The organism is Mycobacteroides sp. CBMA 271 (assembly GCF_009729205.1).
GTDB lineage: Bacteria > Actinomycetota > Actinomycetes > Mycobacteriales > Mycobacteriaceae > Mycobacterium.
Map to the genome: position 1 here is coordinate 224,291 of NZ_VTHB01000004.1, position 17,789 is coordinate 242,079.

The window sequence follows — 17,789 nt, forward strand, 5'->3', positions numbered from 1 at the left end:
CGGGGGAGCCACCCCCCTACATTAGTGTCGAGACATGAATGGGCCGCGAAAGGGAGCGCGCTACCACGGCGACCAGGCGCTGACCCCCGGCGTTCTGGACTTCGCTGTGAACGTGCGCGCCGCCGCGCCGCCACCATGGCTGCGTGAACGGCTTGCCTCCCGCCTCGATGAGCTGGGCGCTTATCCGCTCCGCGCCGACGAGGATCGCGCGATGTCGGCGATCGCCGAACGTCACGGCCGCACCCCCGACGAGGTGCTCCTGCTGGCCGGAGCGGCGGAGGGCTTCGCGATGCTGCCCCGCCTGCATCCGCGGCGGGCCGCGGTGTTCGCTCCCGGTTTCACCGAACCCGAGGCGGTGCTCGCCGAGGCTGGTATCCCGATCGACCATGTGGTGCTGCCCCCGCCGTTCACGCTCGACGGCGTCGCGGTCGGGGAGGGCGCCGATCTGGTGGTTATCGGCAACCCCACCAATCCGACCTCCGTGCTGCACTGTCGCGAGGACCTGCTGGCGCTGCGCCGCCCCGGCAGAATCCTGGTGATCGACGAGGCGTTCATGGATGCCGTGCCCGGTGAGTCGGAGTCGTTGGCGTCACAGCGGCTGCCCGGTCTGGTGGTGCTGCGCAGCCTCACCAAAACTTGGGCGCTTGCGGGATTACGCGCGGGCTATGCTGTCGGCGACCCCGAGGTGCTACGGAGGCTTGCGCATGGTCGTGCGCATTGGCCCTTGGGCACACTGCAACTCGAGGCTCTCTGGGCGTGTAACAGCTCGGAGGCGGTGGTGCAGGCGGCGCAGGACACGCGGCGCCTCGTGCACACGCGACGGCAGCAGGCCGATGCGCTGCGTGGGTTGGGGTTGACGGTCACCGATGGCGCCGCGCCCTTCCTGTTGGTCGCGGTGCCCGATGCGGAGCTGATGCGGAAGCACTTGGCGGTCAAGAACATTGCGGTGCGTCGATGTGACACTTTTGTGGGCCTGGACGGCGACTATCTGCGGGTGGCGGTGCGGCCGGAGTGGCCGGAGCTGGTGGAAGCAATGAAGGAGGCTCTCTAGTGGGTGTGCGGCTCGCGGACATCATCGGCGTGCTCGACGCGGCCTACCCGCCGGCGCTGGCCGAATCATGGGACTCGGTGGGCCTGGTTTGTGGCGACCCCGACCAGCAGATCGACGCAGTGACCGTCGCCGTGGATGCGACCGCGGGTGTGGTCGACGAGATGGACAGCGCCGCGAGCGGCTCGCATCTGCTGCTGGCGCATCATCCGCTGCTGTTGCGCGGGGTGGACACGGTGGCGGCCAGCACCCCGAAAGGTGCCCTGATCCATCGCCTGATCCGTTCGGGCGGTGCACTTTTCACCGCGCACACCAACGCCGATTCGGCGAGCCCCGGCGTCTCCGATGCCCTCGCCGAGGCCCTGGGGCTGACGGTGACCTCGGTACTCGCCCCGCAATTCGCCGACTATGACAAATGGGTGGTATACGTGCCCTCGGAATCTCCGGCCTCGGTGGACGCGGTGCGCCGCGCAATGTTCGACGCCGGTGCCGGGCACATCGGGGACTACTCCGACTGTTCCTGGGGCGTCACCGGCGCCGGCCAGTTCCGACCGTTGGAAGGCTCCGATCCCACCATCGGCACGCACGGCGTCGTGGAGCAGGTCATCGAGGACAGGGTGGAAATGGTGGCGCCGTCCCGATTGCGGTGCGCGCTGTTCGCGGCGATCCATGCCGCCCATCCGTACGAGGAACCGGCCATCGATGTGCTGCCCATGGCGCCCGTCCCAGCCGGCACCGGCCTCGGCCGTGTCGGGGTGCTGCCGGAACCGGAATGCCTGCGCGACTTCGTATCCCGCATCGGTGCCGCGCTGCCCGACACCGTGTGGGGAACCCGAGCTGCGGGTGATCCGGACGCGCCGATCCAGACCGTCGCGGTCTGCGGTGGGGCGGGTGACTCACTATTGAGCGCAGCTATCGGATCGGGCGTGGATGTCTACGTCACCGCGGATTTGCGGCACCATCCCGCAGACGAACATCTTCGGGCAAGTAGCGTTGCCCTCGTGGACATCGCCCACTGGGCCAGCGAATTTCCGTGGTGCGCTCAGGCGGCGCGGGTGCTCGACACCGAATTCGGGGAGAAGTTGACAACCCGGATCTCACCCATACGCACCGACCCGTGGACAGTCTGTGTTTCAAAGGAAGGCAACCGCCCATGAAAGCCGCTGCGGCGCAACAACGTCTTTTGGTCGATCTAGCATCGGTCGATGCCGAATTGACGCGCATCGCGCATCGACGCGCGAATCCTCCGGAACGTGAGGAGCATGCCGAGCTGCAGGCGCAGCAGCGGACCATCCTCGATGAGGTGGGCGCGCTGGGTATCGCGTTGGAAGACCTGGATGTGCAGGTGGCGAAGGTGGATGCCGAGGTGACCGCCGTCCGCCAGCGGGAGGACCGTGACCGCTCCCTGCTGGCCTCGGGAAGCGTGAACCCGAAGGAACTCAACGATATTCAGCACGAGCTGGACACCCTCGAGCGCCGTCAGTCCAGCCTGGAGGATTCCGAGCTGGAGCTGATGGAGCGACGTGAAGAGCTCCAGGGGCAACAGAGCACGGTGCAGGCGAATGCCGACAAGATCGCCGAGCGGCTGGCGGAGATCGAACGAATTCAACGTGCGGTGGCCATCGACATCGATGCCGAGGAAAACCAGTCGCGGCAGCGCCGCGACGGCCTGTCGGCCTCCGTTGACGGACCATTGCTGGAAATGTATGAACGGCAACGTCGCTCGGGTGCGCCGGGGGCTGGACTGCTGCAGGGCAACAAGTGCGGCGCGTGCCGTATCGAATTGGATCGCGGTGAGCTGTCGCGGATCTCGGCGGCCGAGGCCGACGAGGTGCTGCGGTGCCCCGAGTGCAATGCCGTCCTGGTCCGCCTGTGAAGGTTCTCATCGAAGCCGATGGTGGTTCACGTGGTAACCCGGGATTAGCCGGGTACGGCGCGGTGGTGTTCGCCCCAGATCGCGAGACGGTCCTGGGGGAGACATGTGAGGCGATCGGTCATGCCACCAACAATGTGGCCGAATATCGCGGTCTGATAGCGGGGCTGGCGGAGGCGGCGCGCCTGGGGGCCACCGAGGTGAGCGTCCGGATGGATTCCAAGCTCGTCGTCGAGCAGATGTCCGGCAGGTGGAAGGTCAAACATCCCGACCTGATCACGCTGTACCGGCAGGCCGTCACCGCGGCCATGCAATTCGAGTCCGTGCAGTACTCGTGGATTCCACGGGAACGTAACAAGCATGCGGACCGACTGGCCAATCAAGCGATGGATCAGGCCTCCGGCAAAGCGCAGATTGAGCCCAAGGCGTCGAAGAAGCCTAAGGAACTCAAGGAGCCCAAGCCTGCCGACACCGCGCCGGGTTGGACGGGCGCGCGCGGCAAGCCCACCCGAATGCTGTTGCTGCGCCACGGACAGACGGAACTTTCGGTGCAACGTCGGTACTCCGGGCGCGGTAACCCGGAGCTGACCGAACTCGGGCGCGGGCAGGCGTCCCAGGCGGCGCGCTACCTGGCGAGCCGTGGCGGCATAGCGGCCGTGATCAGCTCGCCGCTGAGCCGTGCGAAAGCCACCGCCACCGCCGTGGCCGATGCCCTGAACGTTCCCCTCACCATCGATGACGATCTCATCGAAACCGACTTCGGTGCATGGGAAGGCTTGACGTTCTCCGAAGCTGCCGAACGCGACCCAGAACTGCACGCCCAATGGCTCAGCGACACCTCGGTGACACCGCCGGAAGGGGAGAGCTTCGATACCGTGCACCACAGAGTTCGACGCGCCCGCAACCGGATCATCGCCGAGCACGGTGGCGCAACGGTTTTGGTGGTCTCGCACGTCACGCCCATCAAGACGCTGCTGCGTCTGGCGCTCGACGCCGGGCCCAGCCTGCTCTACCGGCTGCACCTCGACTTGGCCTCGCTGAGCATCGCCGAGTTCTACTCGGACGGTCCGGCCTCGGTGCGACTGGTGAACGAGACGTCGTACCTGGCGTAGGCCCTATGCTGTCGCCATGGCCTCTCGCGACCACGGTGATCCGGGCGACGCACCCACCATTGCCCCAGCTCTGACGGCCGTCGCCAACCCTGTTCGGCCCTCGGCCGCCGAGGAGGCCCGCACCGTCGCCGCGTCGACGAACACCGCGACGCTGGCCACCCTGTCTGCCGATGGTGACCCGTGGGCCTCCCTGGTCACCTATGGACTGTTGGGCGGGTCGCCGGTGCTGTGTGTCTCGCGCATGGCCGAGCACGGCCGCAACCTGATACGCGATGCCAGGGCAAGCGTTTCCATCGTGGCACCCAACCCGCCGCTGGACCCGCTGGCCAATACTCGGATCACCCTCGCCGGGACGGTACGTCAGCCCGCTTCGGCGGAGCTGCCGGCGGCCCGCGAGGCCCATATCGCGGCCGTGCCCGCCGCGCGGTATTACATCGACTACAGCGACTTCTCTGTCTGGATCCTGGATGTCGAACGAGTCCGTTGGGTGGGCGGGTACGGCCGCATGGACTCGGCCACTGGCGCCGACTACGACTCTGCCGCACCCGATCTTGTCTCGCCGAAGTCCGCCGCGGCCGTCAATCATCTCAATGACGACCACGGGCAGGCGCTGCTTGCGATGGCACAACGGCTGGGCGGGTACCCCGATGCCACCGACGCTCGTTGTGAGGGCGCGGATCGGTACGGGCTGGATATCCGGGTGAGCACTCCGCGGGGTTGGTCCGTGACCCGCGTGGGTTACCTCGACCCCATTAGCTCGATTGACGAACTTCGCTCCGCCACAGTGCAACTGGCGAAGCTAGCGCAGGAACGGCCGTAACACACCCGCGTAGATAAGCACGACGGCCACCGGCACCATCAACGGGAGCCAGGACGATTCCTGCGCGGGAAGCGCGGTGGCCAGCAGTGCCGCGCACCCGAACACCAATGCGGGCATGATCACCTCGTATCTGGCGGCGATCACCTCCGACGGCCAGCGCAGCGGATAGACGGTGAGCAGATAAGCCGCGCCGGCCAGGCCGGCGAGCAGCGCCAGCACTGCGGGCGTATTGCCCAGCGCCAGCACGCCGATGGCCGACACCACCGCGAGCGTCGCGACCGCCCGATAACGGGAACCGACGAGAACCAGGGCCGCTATGTAAATCGCGACCGGCACACCATATTTCGCGGTGGCATCACACGAAGCCGCCACCATCAGCAGGCCGAGTGCGGCCGAGAGTGCTGCGCGCACGTTCACCGGCGTCGTCCCGATCGTGGGTGCCGCGGCATGAGATGCATGGCGTGATTGAGTCCGGCGTCCGCACTCCAGGCGATCACGTCGACACCTGTCACCGCGATATTGCGATACATCCTTGAGCGTTCCAAGCGCCACCAGCGGGCCACGATCGGGTCCAGCTCGCCACGAAAGGGCAAACGGTCGAGCACATCGACGACCACGACCGGGTGACCCCGTCGCCGAAGGTCGGTCAACGCGAGGCCGAAATCGGCATTCATGAGGGTGGAGAAGGCCACCACGATCGAGTTCGGTGGCATCGCCGCGCGCGGGGCAAGCGCGCTGGCGCTCTGCGAATGCCATTCTCCGGCATCGAGAATGGCGTCGAGCACACGGTAGAACTGATGGCGACCGATGTCAGGAGCGAGCCATCGCGGTGACGTGCCCAACACCACCACGCCCGCGCGGTCCCCGCGCTGCAACACCGACTGCACAAGCTGGGCGGCGCCGCGGGCAGATCGTTCGGTCGCAGTTGTCGCGGGCCCCGAGGGCTGGGGATAGGCGTCGATCAGAACGACGACGTCCGCGGCTCGATCGGTAAGCCGGTCGGTGACATGCAAGCGCCCGCGTCGCGCGCTGACTCGCCAATTGACCGTCCGCAGAGAGTCGCCCGGGACGTACTCGCGGACATCCGCGTACTCGACGCCCGGACCGTGATGCCTCGTCAGATGAGTGCCGATACGGTCGGGGAGGTCAGCGGGCGGCAGCACAACGTCCTGCGGGTCCGCGAGTGGATACACGCGCAACTCAGCGGCGGACAGCGTGACCGGGGCGCCGGCCCAGAACCCAGACGTCGAGACCGTGTGAACTTCGATCGGGATCTGGTAGCGGCCCCACCGTTCGGCGGTCACCTGCATCGTCACCTCGTTGGGCTCGGTGGTCGTGTCCGCCTGGATCTGCAGACCGTCGATGTGCCCGGCGCGCACCCGGTAGGCCGCTGCCGCCTCGGTCGATGAGACCGACACAGACAGCGTCACAGTCTCGGACTCCAAGCACCGCAACGGCTGTGGCACATCGGAGACCCACACCTGGGCGTCCGTGGGGCGGCTGGCCGCGCCGACGAGGACCCCGATGAACGGCGCGGCGAACAAGACCAGCTGCCACCGTCCGGCGATGATCGCGAGTGCCAGTGCGACGGCGGCGCAGGCTGCCAGCGCCACCGTCAACGGAGAAGCGTGCCAACGGATCATCCGGACGCTCGCGGTACCGGTAATCGATGCAACAGCTCGTCGACCACATGCGCGCCGGTGATGCGACGCACCCACATTTCGGGACGCAGGCTGATCCGGTGTGCCACCGCGGGCACCGCGAGCGCCTTGACATCCTCGGGGATCACAAAGTCACGTCCGAGCAGCATGGCGCGAGCCCGGGACATCTGCACCAGGTCGAGTTCGGCGCGTGGGCTGGCGCCCACCTCAACATGCGAGTGATTACGAGTGGCGGCCGCCAACGCGACGATGTAGCGCAGGACGTCCGCATGGACCGACACCTGCTCCACCGCCTCACGCATCAAGATGAGCTCTGCCGAATCGACCACTTGCGATACCGTCGGCGGTACTGATCCGCGATTCAGTCGACGCTGCAGCATCTCGATCTCCAGGTCCTCGGTGAGGTAACCCAACTCGAGTCGGACGGCGAATCGGTCCAGTTGGGCCTCCGGCAACGGATAGGTGCCCTCGTACTCGATCGGATTGTCCGTCGCCAGCACCACGAAAGGTGGTGGCAGTCGGCGAGTTTCGCCGTCGATGCTGACCTGGCCCTCGGCCATCGCTTCGAGTAATGCCGACTGGGTCTTGGGCGGGGTTCGGTTGATTTCGTCGGCCAGCAGCAGGTTCGTGAAGATGGGTCCGGCCCGGAATTCGAAACGCCCGGAGGACATGTCGTAGATCGTCGAGCCCAGCAAGTCCGCGGGCAGCAGGTCGGGGGTGAACTGCACCCGGGCGAAATTCAGACCTAGAGCGGCCGCGAACGACCGGGCGATCAACGTCTTTCCCAGGCCCGGCAGATCCTCGATGAGCACATGCCCGCGCGCGAGGATGGTCAGCAGAATCAGTTGCAGTGCATCGCGTTTGCCGACGACAACACGTCCGATCTCCGTCAGTACCGCATCGGCGCGCTCCGTCGCGGCGGAGACCGAAATCGTCGTCACATCTTCTCCAATCGTTCGAGTATCGACTGCAGTACCGCGCGGCCGGGTGCGGGTTCGGCTTGGTCCGCGAACGACGCACCATTGGGATCGACCCAAGGCCATAGCTCAGGACCGAACGTCATCCGTCCTGTCGCGGCTAGGGCAGCGGGGTCTTTGGACTGGTGTTGACCCATCGCTGTCGAGAAGTCCGCCGCGATCAGAGGACGAATGTGCCGATCCCAATCGCCTCGGGTCCGTTCGGCCCAACTCACCCTCGCCTCGGTACGAGCGAGCGACCGTTGCAATGTCTCGTCCGCAGAGAGGGTCGCGGCAGCCAAGGGCTTTGAGGCATGAGGGCGTCGCGCCTCTCGCCACAGCAGGTACAACGCGACAGCGACCACAGCTCCTGTTATCGGGAGGGCGAACGCGCGAGCTGGGCTGGCGGCCATGAGGGCCTCGGTCAATATCACCACCAGTAGCGAGCCCGCCACCAGCCATTTCATGGTCTGCTCCGAAGGTCGTCCAACACGGTCTGCAGGCACTGTGTGGCGGATTCACGATCGGTCTGGGTCATCTGATGTGGGCTGAACCGAGCTTCCGAGAACAACGCGACAAGCTGGGTGCCTGCGCGTGACTGCAGCGCGCCGAGATGGATCGCACGCTGTAAGACTTCCGACGGAGTGTCCGACGCGAGCGGTGCGGCATCCGGGGCTGTTGTCAGTCCCTGCTCCATGGCCGCGTAGCACGCGATGATCGATGCGCGGGGATCGCGACCGGGTTCGGCGACCTCGGCGAGGCCGAGTTCCACGAGGTGTGCGAGTGATCCGGATGTCGTCTCGGCGCTGTCAGCGGACTGCTCAGTGCTGCCGAGATCGACGTCTGGGGCACGGCGCTTGAGAACCAGCACTACGACGGCCATGCCGACCAAGACGGCACCGAGGATCAGCAGCGCGGTGTCGGGTTCGTTTTGTGCTTCCCGTTTCCCTGGGGACCGAGGCTCTGTGCGTTCGGGCTGCCTCGGTTCCGCGGTACCCCCGCCGGGCTCCCGCGCCGGACCTTCTCCCGTCGGCCTGGTCGCATAAAGCAAGGTCCACACCACACCGAGAAGGGCAAGCACGGTCGCGACGGCGATGATCACCTCACGCCGGGTCAGCCCCCGCAACCGTAGGTATGACGGGCCGTCAGACGATGGCGCCGGGCGGCGGTGCCGGCGGCGAAGGCTCAGCAGGATGAGAAGGGCCAGGACGCCGCACAGCAAGAGCTGCACGCCAAGTGAGCGAGACTCATCCGGACGCCGCAGCGGTGGCGGCACGGCGTTTGTCGCGGGCAGATAGCCGCGCAACGCGACGACGGACATCACGACGAGGATGATGAGCCCGGCCGCTCGAATGAGCGGCTTGTCGAGACCGTTCATGCCTCATCGTTGCATGACGGTGCGAATCAGACTCTAAATATCAACAAGGAGCCCTGGCAGATGGTCAGTAGACGGTGCGCTCCACCATGCGGATGTGATTCCCGGATGGATCGCGGAATGCGGAATCGACTCCGTAGGGCCGTGTTTCGGGCTTCTCGGTAAATTCGACGCCGCGCGCGGACATCTCCTCATAGGACTTCATGCAGTCGTCGGTGGTGAGAAACACCGTGCCCGCAAATCCCTTGGCGGCTAGGTCCAGTACCGACTGACGGGTCTGTTCGTCCATCACCGGTTCACCGGGTACCGCCATCAATACGATGTCTACGTCGTCCTGCCCGGGCGGGCCCACCGCCAGCCAGCGGAAATCGCCGAGCTCCGGCATGCTCACGTCCGAACGGACCTCGAAGCCAACCTTTTCCGTCCAGAATGCCAGGGCGGCCTCCTGGTCGTGGACCCACAATTGCACGCTGCCGATGTTCACCATGCGCTCACGCTAGAGCCGCGTGCGGGCATCCGTCTTCTCCATATGTGCTGTCTTCATATCGGGTCGGGTGCGCATCCGCAGGATGCACCCGGGCACGCGGGCATATGTGGACGCCGGTGGCATGCTGGCGCGATAGACAGTGGGCGACATGCCGAATATGCGGGTAAACGTCGACGTGAACGATCCAACGCTGCGCAGGCCAACCTCCACGCAGATATCGGCGACGGAGTGATCGGTGTACCGCAATAGTGCCGCGGCCCGCTCCAGACGCCGAGACTGCAGATATGCGTGCGGCGACTCTCCGAACGTCCGGCTGAACGTGCGACTGAAATGCGCGCGGGACAGTCCGGCAGCCATCGCCAGGTCGGTCACGGTGATGTCGTCGGCATACCGTGAATCCGCCAAGTCCTTGGCGCGCAGCAGATATCGCGCCGGCGGCGCCTGCGTCACGACAAGGAGCCCTCGGGGAACAGATTGGTGATGCAGAACGGGTGGCCGGCCGGGTCGATCAATACCCGCCACCCATCGGGGCGGGGCTGGGTACTTGCCTTGGTCGCACCGAGGGCGACGATGCGCGCCTCCTCGGCGTCAAGGTCCGATGCGGCCAGCTCGAGATGCAGCTGCTTGGGCACCTCGCCCTCCGGCCACTGCGGCGGGCGATGATCGGCCACCCGCTGGAAGGTCAGCAGGATGCCGGCACCCTTGAGGGCTGCCATGTCCGGACTCTCGAACAGGATCTCGAGATCGAGAACCTGCTGATAGAACCGGGCCAGCGCCGCCGGGTCTGCACAGTCGATGGACACCGCGCCCAATCGGGCCGTTGCTGTCATGGTGGTCCTTCCTGCCTCGTGTTCAGTGAGCTTGTCACGAACCCTTGCCGGTGTCGGATACCTTCGATATTATCGAACATAAGTTCGAATATCCAGGGGGTTGGAGATGGACGACATCGATGTCGATCTATCGGCGGAAGCGCTGGTTGCGTGTATCGCCGAGTGTGAACAGCGCAAGTCTGCTGCCGCGGCGGAGCAGGCTCATGCCGCTGTTCGGCTGGACCGCGTCCGCCGCGCGGAGGAGGCCGCCAACGGCGTGCCGCGGCGACGCCAGGGAATGGGAGTCGCTGCGGAAGTCGCGCTGGCGCGCCAGGATTCGCCCGCGCGGGGAAGTCGTCACCTTGGCTTCGCCAAGGCCCTCGTCAACGAAATGCCGCATACGCTCGCGGCCTTGGAGGGCGGCGCGCTAAACGAATGGCGCGCGACGATCCTGGTCCGTGAGACCGCCTATCTCGCGGTCGAAGACCGCCAGAAGATCGACGTCGAGATGTGCGCCGACCCTTCGCGGCTGCGTGGGTTGGGCGACGCGCGATTGACCGCCGACGTGAAGCGCCTCGCCTATCGGCTAGATGCCGAAGCGGTGGTGCGCCGCGCCCGCCGCGCCGAGAACGAACGCCGCGTATCGATTCGACCCGCGCCGGACACCATGACCTATCTGACCGCGCTGCTCCCGGTGAAACAGGGTGTGGCCGTCTATGCGGCCCTGAAACGTGCCGCCAACACGTCGATGGATTCCGTCCGCGGCCAAGGCCAGATCATGGCCGACACCTTGGTGGAGCGAGTCACCGGAGTATCGACCGCGGCGGCCGTCCCGGTCGGTGTGAACATCACCATCTCCGACGAAGCGCTGCTGGGCGGTGGCACCGAGCCGGCGATCGTCGCGGGTCATGGCCCGATCCCGGCCGCCGTGGCGCGCCGACTCGTCTCCGAGGCTATCGGCGCCGATGCGAAAATGTCGGCGCGACGACTCTATACACGTTGTGGGACAGGCGCATTAGTGGCGGTTGAATCGCGAAGTCGTCTGTTCCCCAAGGGGCTGGCGGAGCTGATTGATCTGCGTGACCAGACGTGTCGCATGCCGTACTGCGATGCGCCGATCCGTCACCACGACCATGCCTTGGGGCGCGCCAAGGGTGGCGCGACGTCCATGGCCAACGGACAGGGTCTGTGCGAGCGATGCAACTACTCCAAAGAAGCGCCGGGGTGGAAAGCGGAGCCGGTGTCCGGCGCGGATCGGCACACCATCGAGGTCACGACGCCGACGGGGGTGGTCTACCGTTCCACGGCACCACCCCTACCTGGGTAAGATGACCGCGCGGACGAGTTGGCCGGGCGACTGCGCGTCGTGGGAGTAATCCCGCGGCACGAGGAAAGTCCGGACTTCACAGAGCAGGGTGATTGCTAACGGCAATCCGAGGTGACTCGCGGGACAGTGCCACAGAAAACAAACCGCCGCCACCGGGTCTTTCGGGATTCGGCGGCGGTAAGGGTGAAACGGTGCGGTAAGAGCGCACCAGCGGACCGGGTGACCGGTTCGGCTCGGTAAACCCCACCCGAAGCAAGGCCAAAAGGCTGTGCGTGCACAGCTGCGGAAGCGTTCGAGGGCTGCTCGCCCGAGCTTCCGGGTAGGCCGCTCGAGGTACCCGGCGACGGTGTGCCCAGATGGATGGTCGTCGCCGCGTGGCCGGGGTAATGCCCAGGTCATGCGGAACAGGATCCGGCTTACAGGCCAACTCGCCCGCCTCGCCGTTACTCTGGGTCGGTGACGTTGAAGCGGTTGGTCGCCCGCGACCTCAGCTTCGACGGAATTCGGGCGGAATTCGCGCTACCCACCGAATTCGGTCCCGACGCGCTCCGCGACGCCGAAGGCGCCGTCGACAGCCATCATGGCGAGCGCCTCGACCGCACCGATCTGCCGCTCGTCACGATCGACCCGCCGGGCTCACGGGATCTGGATCAAGCCCTGCACCTGCAGCGCTCCGCCAATGGCTATGTGCTGCATTACGCCATCGCCGATGTCGCTGCGCAGATCGAACCGGGGAGTGCGTTGGACGTCGAGGCGCGCCAGCGCGGTGAGACCATCTACCTGCCCGACGGTTCGGTTCCGCTCCACCCGTTGGTGTTCTCGGAAGGCTCGGCGAGCTTGCTGCCCAACGAGATTCGCCCCGCCGCGCTGTGGCGCATCGAAACCGACGGCGACGCAAACCCGCTCAGCTGGACGGTTCAGCGTGCCCTGGTGAGATCTGTGCAGCAGCTGACCTATCGGGAAGCGCAGGACGCGGCGGACACCGGGAACTCTCATCCAGCGATTGCCGCGTTACCCGAATTTGGGCGCAAGAGAAGAGATCTGGCGCTGGCCAGGGGAGCCATCGAACTGAACCTCCCCGAGCAGGAAGTGGTGCGCGGCCCCAGTGGTGGATGGGAGCTCGCGATCGAGGCGCGCACCGAAACCGACGGCTGGAACGCCCAGGTATCCTTGCTTACCGGGATCTGCGCGGCGCAGATCATGCTCGACGGCGGCGTCGGCATGTTGCGCACCCTGCCACCCGCGGACGGCGACGTGCGCCGATGGATGCGGCGCACCGCCGACGCGCTGGGCCTGCCGTGGACCAACGAGACCCCGATCGGCGCACAGCTTGCCGCGCTGGACCCCGGCGCCACCACCACATTGGCGATGATGACGCAGGCCACCACGCTCCTGCGGGGCGCTTCCTATCTGGTTTTCGACGGAACTCGCCCGGACGATGAGGCCGCCCAGCACGCGGGTATCGCCGCCCCATACGCCCATGTGACGGCGCCGCTGCGCCGGCTGGGGGACCGCTTCGCCACCGAGGTCTGCCTGGCGCTGTGTGCAGGCGTGCCGGTGCCGCAGTGGGCGCGTGACGGTTTGGCCGACGCAAGATCGTCCCTGCTGAGGTCGAATACGTTGTCGAACAAGGTGGAACAGGCGTGTGTGGATCTCACAGAGGCCACCGTACTGGCGCCGCAGAAGGGCCAGACCTTCGATTCGGCGGTGCTGCGAGGCGCCGAGAAGAAGCGTGCCGCAGAGGTTTTCGTGACCGATCCGCCGATTCTGGCCCGCTGCGAAGGTGATCCACCGGAAGGTCAGCGCGCCAAACTCACCCTACGGGAAGCGGATCCGACTACCCGGACCGTGATTTTTGGCTTCCCTGCCGACGGCAGCTGATCACTTCTTGCGGCGCACGGCCGTACGGAGGGCCTTGAGCGTCGTCTCGATCTGATGGCGTGCAGCCTCGGCCGCATCATGTTCGCGCTGGTACAGCACCCCGTACGTGAAGGTGTCCGCACCGGCGGCGTGTGCCTCGACGGCCTGTGTCCCCAGATAGGTGCGGCTCACCACACTGTCCTGGTGCTCGCCCAGTAACTCCTGAATATCCCTGGCAGCCTGGGCAATTCGTTTGGCACCCGCAGCGCTGGCCACATAGCGCAGCCGCTTGGCGGACTTGCGGATACGGTGTAGCGCCTCGTCGCGGTATTCGCCCTCGGCCCGCGCCGCCGCCCGCGCCGCGCGGCGCACCTTGCGGTACGCGGCGTCAAGCGTGCCGCCCTCCTCCGCGTGATCAGCGTCCGATGCCGGACCGGCGGAACCCACCAGCGTGTCCAAGGCATCGAGCAGCCGGAAATACCGATGGCTACGCATCGCGGCCAGGGACCGCCGTAATCCGTCCTCGTACCGCAGATTGGCCGCGTCCACCAGCCGCTCGTGCACCGGGCCGCGAATCAGGCCGTCGGGGAGCTCGGTAAGCGCCGCGTCGTATCGCTGCGCCAATACCTCGGCATCCCGCGCCACCCCAAGGATGTTGGCCAGCAGGCGCAGCTCGTCGAGCGGTTCGGTGTTGGTGTCCAGCCCGAAGCGCTCGGGATTGGACTGCAACAGGCTGCGGATGCGCCGGATAGTGACGCGCATCTGGTGCACCGAATCGTCGGTGTCGACCCGGACGGCACGATCCCAGCCCTTCAGCTGCTCCAGCTGTTCGAGCAGCGCGCGCTGGATCGAGTCGGCGCCTTTGGGCCGTTCCCGCTTGGGGACGTCAAGAACCCGGGCCAGCTTGGAGCCGTGCCCGGCAACAGTCGCGCCGGCATCGAGCAGTCGCGCGCTGATCCGGTCGAACAGCGCCGTATCGACCTCACCGGAGCTGGACTCGGCAAGTTCGAGTTCCCATTCCCGCCACGCCAGCTCTCCCGCGGTGACGTGGTCATCGCAGAATTCCGCGAGCTCCTCCCCATCGGGTCCGATCAGCCGCCACACCGTGCGCGCGGTACTGATTCGCGCAACGGGGGACAACTCGTCCTCGCGGACGATCGCGAGCACGGTGTCGCGTAGCTCTTCGGGGACTGAGTGAGAATCTGCGTCATCGCCGTCGTCGAGGGGGAGGCGCAGTTCGGTTCGGGTATCCGGACCGGCCGGCAGCTTCAGATGCCAGCCCGCGTCGATGCCGCCGGTGCGTCGCCGCAGGGTGATGCGATGTTGAGCCAGCCGCTGGTCAGGCGTGTCAAAGTACACGGCGTCCAAATTTTGCTGTGGTAGCTGGTCCACGTGCGCGACGGCGGAGATCCCGTCGAAGGACGGATTGATCGTCGCGTCGGTGACATCGAACTTCCGCTCGACCTCGACGTGCTGCGATGGCATAGGTGTTCGGCCTGACGATCGAAGGGACTGGATGCTGAGACTGACGAATACGCGACACGGTGCCACATTCAGGTAAACAATGCTCTTGACTCGACACGAGGTAATCTAAGATTCTCTTAGGGTTCTCATAAGATCGGGGTATCGGGATGGGATGCCATATTCGTCGCGCACCGCGTGTGCTGCCGGGTATCGGTGTTGCCAGGTCGGTATTGTCCGGTAGGGAACGGCAGTCGTGTACACCAGCTAGACCGAGGTGACCATGAAGTTGCGCGTTGAGGAGTACCTGGACGGCACGGGCGCTATAACCTTGCCAGACGGCTATACCGTCAACCATTACCTTGAGCGTGCCGTCGATGAGCTCAGCGAAACTGTGGGCTATCGCTACCTCGACTTCAACAGTGACCCCAACGGCGAACCGAGGGATCTCACCTGGATGCAGCTTGGCCTGCGTTCGCGTGCCGTCGCTGCTCGGCTTCAGCAAGTAACCAAGCCCGGCGATCGGGTCGCCATCCTGGCACCCCAGGGCATCGACTACGTAATCGGCTTCTTTGCCGCCATCGAGGCCGGGAACATCGCGGTCCCATTGTTTGCTCCGGAACTTCCAGGGCACACCGAGCGACTCGACGCGGTGCTTGCCGACGCGAAGCCAACTGTGCTCCTGACCAACGATGCCGCCGCCGAATCGGTCAGCCGCTTCGTGCGAGGGCTGCCCAGGGACCGGCGTCCCCGTGTGGTGGCGGTCGACAGCGTCCCCGATTCGGTGGCCGCCACCTACGTCAAGGTGACACCGGCTACCGACGACATCGCCTACCTGCAGTACACCTCGGGGTCTACCCGGGTGCCTGCCGGCGTCGAGATCACCCACCGCGCGGTGATGACCAACGTCCTGCAGATGATCATCTCGGTGGGGCTCGACGACAGCATCCGCAGCGTCAGCTGGTTGCCGCTGTACCACGACATGGGTCTGTTGATGATCGTGTTCCCGCTGTGCGGCGGCCGGATCACCCTGATGTCCCCGGTGTCGTTCGTGCGACGTCCCGGTCGGTGGATCAAGGAGCTCGCCGCCGAGGCACACCTGGGCCGGACCTTCGCCGCCGCACCGAATTTCGCCTTCGAGCTGGCTGCCGAGCGTGGCCTGCCCAAGGACGGGGAGACGCTCGACCTCAGCAACGTCGCGGGCCTCATCAACGGATCTGAGCCGGTCAGCATCTCCTCGATTCGCAAGTTCAACGATGCCTTCGGCCCATACGGGCTGCCGCCGACCACTATCAAGCCGTCCTACGGGATGGCCGAGGCGACGCTGTTCGTCTCCACCATTGACGCCGACGCCGAGGCGTCGGCGATATACCTCGATCGCAACCAGCTCGGCAATGGACGCGCGGTGAAGGTCGAACCTGCCGACGAGAACGCGGTCCCGCAGGTGTCCTGCGGCAAGATCTCGCGCAGCCAGTGGGCAGTGATCGTCAACCCGAACGCCGATGCCGAGCTCGCCGACGGCGAGGTCGGCGAGATCTGGCTGCACGGCGACAATATCGGCCGCGGCTATTGGGGCAGGCCCAAGGAGTCCGACTTCTCGTTCAGTAATAAATTGCAGGCCCGGCTCGATCACGGCAGTCACGCCACCGGTACCGAGCCAGGTGCCACCTGGTTCCGCACGGGAGACCTCGGTGTCTACCTGGACGGTGAGCTTTTCATTACCGGACGCGTCAAAGACCTCGTCATCATCGACGGCCGTAATCATTACCCGCAGGACATCGAGGCCACCGTCGAGGAGGCCTCACCAGCGGTGCGGCACGGTTTCGTGACGGCGTTCTCGGCCCCCGCCGATGAGCTGCCGGCCGGGGTCGATCGGGGAAACGGGACAGGGGAGCGGCTGGTTATCGTCGCCGAGCGTGCCGCCGGCGCGGGACGTGCCGCACCGGAGCCCATTGTCGATGCCATCCGGGCAGCCGTGTCACGGCGCCATAACCTGCCCATCGCCGACATACAGCTGGTTCAGGCCGGCGCGATTCCGCGTACCACCAGCGGAAAGCTCGCACGCCGAGCGTGTCGCCAGGAGTACCTGAACAACAAGCTCGGCGTGCACGCCTGAATCTTTAGTACGAGTGTTCGGGAGCCGGGAACGTTCCGCGCGCGACTTCATCGGCATACTGCTCGGCGGCCTTACGTAGCTCCGTGCCGACCTGGCCGAACTGCTTGACGAATTTGGCGGTCTTGCCGCTGGTCATCCCGGCCATGTCCTGCCACACCAGTACCTGGGCGTCGCATTCGCGACCCGCTCCGATGCCGACGGTGGGGATGGTGAGCTTGCCGGTGATCTGGGTTGCCAGATCCGCGGGCACCATCTCCATCACGACGGAGATCGCGCCGGCTTCCTGCACCGCGATAGCATCGTGGATGAGCTGTGCGGCGGCGTCATCGCGACCCTGAACCCGGTATCCGCCAAGGCCGTTCACGCTCTGCGGGGTGAATCCAATGTGTGCGACCACCGGAATCCCGGCGGCGGTCAGGGTGGCGATCTGCTCGGCAACCCGTTCTCCGCCTTCGAGTTTCACCGCGTGCGCGCCGGCTTCCTTCATGAAGCGGGTGGCCGTCGCGAGAGCTTGAGCAGGGCCGCCTTCATACGAGCCGAAGGGCAGATCGGCGATCACCAGTGCCTCGGTGGCGCCGCGAACCACGCCGCGTACCAACGGGATCAGCTCGTCGATGGTGATTGGCACGGTCGTGTCGTATCCATAGACCACGTTTGCGGCCGAATCTCCGACCAGCAGAACGGGAATCCCAGCCTCGTTGAAAATTCGAGCGGTCGAGTAGTCGTATGCGGTGAGCATCGACCACTTGTGGCCCTCGGCTTTCCACTTCTGCAAGTGGTGCACGCGAGTTTTCACGCGAGGCTTGGCCGCGGTCTCGGAAGCAGCGCCATACAAGGCAGATTCGGACATCTGTGTCACCTTCGTTTGAATTCCTCAAGGCCCG

Annotated in this window: 18 protein-coding genes and 1 other RNA gene; 9 read left to right on the forward strand and 10 right to left on the reverse strand. The window is 65.9% G+C overall.

Features of this window, described 5'->3' with window-relative positions; translation table 11 throughout:
- Nucleotides 1–34 precede the first annotated feature (34 nt).
- Genes cobC through FZI91_RS12435 form a run of 5 tightly spaced genes read left to right on the forward strand, consistent with a single transcriptional unit; the run spans nt 35 to nt 4,853 of the window.
- Nucleotides 35–1,051, forward strand: a complete 1,017-nt coding sequence (cobC, locus tag FZI91_RS12415; protein ID WP_155939295.1) for an Rv2231c family pyridoxal phosphate-dependent protein CobC — start codon at nt 35–37, stop codon at nt 1,049–1,051.
- On the forward strand, nt 1,051–2,205 hold the full coding sequence (locus FZI91_RS12420) for a Nif3-like dinuclear metal center hexameric protein (RefSeq protein ID WP_162525581.1): 1,155 nt from the start codon (nt 1,051–1,053) through the stop codon (nt 2,203–2,205). The genes cobC and FZI91_RS12420 overlap by 1 nt, the downstream gene beginning before the upstream one ends.
- Nucleotides 2,202–2,924 (forward strand): zinc ribbon domain-containing protein, encoded by a 723-nt coding sequence (locus tag FZI91_RS12425; protein ID WP_155939296.1) that lies wholly within the window; start codon nt 2,202–2,204, stop codon nt 2,922–2,924. Before FZI91_RS12420 ends, FZI91_RS12425 begins: the two co-directional genes overlap by 4 nt.
- Entirely contained in the window at nt 2,921–4,033 is a 1,113-nt protein-coding gene (locus FZI91_RS12430; protein ID WP_162525580.1) for a bifunctional RNase H/acid phosphatase, read from the forward strand. The genes FZI91_RS12425 and FZI91_RS12430 overlap by 4 nt, the downstream gene beginning before the upstream one ends.
- 16 nt (nt 4,034–4,049) lie before the next feature.
- Nucleotides 4,050–4,853 (forward strand): HugZ family protein, encoded by an 804-nt coding sequence (locus tag FZI91_RS12435; RefSeq protein ID WP_155939297.1) that lies wholly within the window; start codon nt 4,050–4,052, stop codon nt 4,851–4,853.
- On the opposite strand, the gene FZI91_RS12440 is transcribed toward FZI91_RS12435, so the two are convergent.
- The 8 genes from FZI91_RS12440 to FZI91_RS12475 form a co-directional block, all read right to left on the reverse strand.
- On the reverse strand, nt 4,833–5,270 hold the full coding sequence (locus FZI91_RS12440; RefSeq protein WP_162525579.1) for a hypothetical protein: 438 nt from the start codon (nt 5,268–5,270) through the stop codon (nt 4,833–4,835). The genes FZI91_RS12435 and FZI91_RS12440 overlap by 21 nt on opposite strands.
- Nucleotides 5,267–6,496, reverse strand: a complete 1,230-nt coding sequence (locus FZI91_RS12445; RefSeq protein WP_155939298.1) for a DUF58 domain-containing protein — start codon at nt 6,494–6,496, stop codon at nt 5,267–5,269. The genes FZI91_RS12440 and FZI91_RS12445 overlap by 4 nt, the downstream gene beginning before the upstream one ends.
- Complete coding sequence (locus FZI91_RS12450) at nt 6,493–7,455, reverse strand: MoxR family ATPase (protein ID WP_162525578.1); 963 nt, start codon at nt 7,453–7,455, stop codon at nt 6,493–6,495. The genes FZI91_RS12445 and FZI91_RS12450 overlap by 4 nt, the downstream gene beginning before the upstream one ends.
- Nucleotides 7,452–7,937: a hypothetical protein gene (locus FZI91_RS12455; RefSeq protein ID WP_155939299.1), complete on the reverse strand. Its 486-nt coding sequence runs from the start codon at nt 7,935–7,937 to the stop codon at nt 7,452–7,454. The genes FZI91_RS12450 and FZI91_RS12455 overlap by 4 nt, the downstream gene beginning before the upstream one ends.
- Entirely contained in the window at nt 7,934–8,848 is a 915-nt protein-coding gene (locus tag FZI91_RS12460; RefSeq protein ID WP_155939300.1) for a DUF4129 domain-containing protein, read from the reverse strand. The genes FZI91_RS12455 and FZI91_RS12460 overlap by 4 nt, the downstream gene beginning before the upstream one ends.
- Nucleotides 8,849–8,912: 64 nt before the next feature.
- On the reverse strand, nt 8,913–9,332 hold the full coding sequence (locus FZI91_RS12465) for a VOC family protein (RefSeq protein ID WP_155939301.1): 420 nt from the start codon (nt 9,330–9,332) through the stop codon (nt 8,913–8,915).
- A 9-nt stretch (nt 9,333–9,341) separates the two neighbouring features.
- On the reverse strand, nt 9,342–9,782 hold the full coding sequence (locus tag FZI91_RS12470; protein WP_162525577.1) for a helix-turn-helix transcriptional regulator: 441 nt from the start codon (nt 9,780–9,782) through the stop codon (nt 9,342–9,344).
- The gene (locus FZI91_RS12475; RefSeq protein ID WP_155939302.1) at nt 9,779–10,162 is read right to left on the reverse strand and encodes a VOC family protein; all 384 of its coding nucleotides are present in this window, start codon (nt 10,160–10,162) and stop codon (nt 9,779–9,781) included. Before FZI91_RS12475 ends, FZI91_RS12470 begins: the two co-directional genes overlap by 4 nt.
- Nucleotides 10,163–10,268: 106 nt before the next feature.
- Here FZI91_RS12475 and FZI91_RS12480 point away from each other — a divergent pair, with 106 nt between their 5' ends.
- The 3 genes from FZI91_RS12480 (at nt 10,269) to FZI91_RS12490 (ending at nt 13,349) form a co-directional block, all read left to right on the forward strand.
- Entirely contained in the window at nt 10,269–11,468 is a 1,200-nt protein-coding gene (locus FZI91_RS12480) for an HNH endonuclease signature motif containing protein (RefSeq protein WP_155939303.1), read from the forward strand.
- Between the two features lie 14 nt (nt 11,469–11,482).
- Nucleotides 11,483–11,903, forward strand: an RNA gene (gene rnpB, locus FZI91_RS12485) — RNase P RNA component class A.
- A 21-nt stretch (nt 11,904–11,924) separates the two neighbouring features.
- Nucleotides 11,925–13,349 carry an RNB domain-containing ribonuclease gene (locus tag FZI91_RS12490; protein WP_162525576.1) on the forward strand — a complete coding sequence of 475 codons (1,425 nt, stop codon included), beginning with the start codon at nt 11,925–11,927 and terminating at the stop codon, nt 13,347–13,349.
- Here the strand turns inward: FZI91_RS12490 and FZI91_RS12495 are convergent, their stop codons facing one another.
- Complete coding sequence (locus FZI91_RS12495) at nt 13,350–14,813, reverse strand: CYTH and CHAD domain-containing protein (protein WP_155939304.1); 1,464 nt, start codon at nt 14,811–14,813, stop codon at nt 13,350–13,352. It lies immediately after the preceding gene.
- A 259-nt stretch (nt 14,814–15,072) separates the two neighbouring features.
- Between FZI91_RS12495 and FZI91_RS12500 the strand changes: the two genes are divergently transcribed.
- The gene (locus tag FZI91_RS12500) at nt 15,073–16,905 is read left to right on the forward strand and encodes a fatty acyl-AMP ligase (RefSeq protein ID WP_155939305.1); all 1,833 of its coding nucleotides are present in this window, start codon (nt 15,073–15,075) and stop codon (nt 16,903–16,905) included.
- Nucleotides 16,906–16,909: 4 nt separating this feature from the next.
- Here FZI91_RS12500 and panB read toward each other — a convergent pair whose 3' ends face one another.
- Nucleotides 16,910–17,755: a 3-methyl-2-oxobutanoate hydroxymethyltransferase gene (gene panB, locus FZI91_RS12505; protein ID WP_155939306.1), complete on the reverse strand. Its 846-nt coding sequence runs from the start codon at nt 17,753–17,755 to the stop codon at nt 16,910–16,912.
- Between the last annotated feature and the right edge of the window lie 34 nt (nt 17,756–17,789).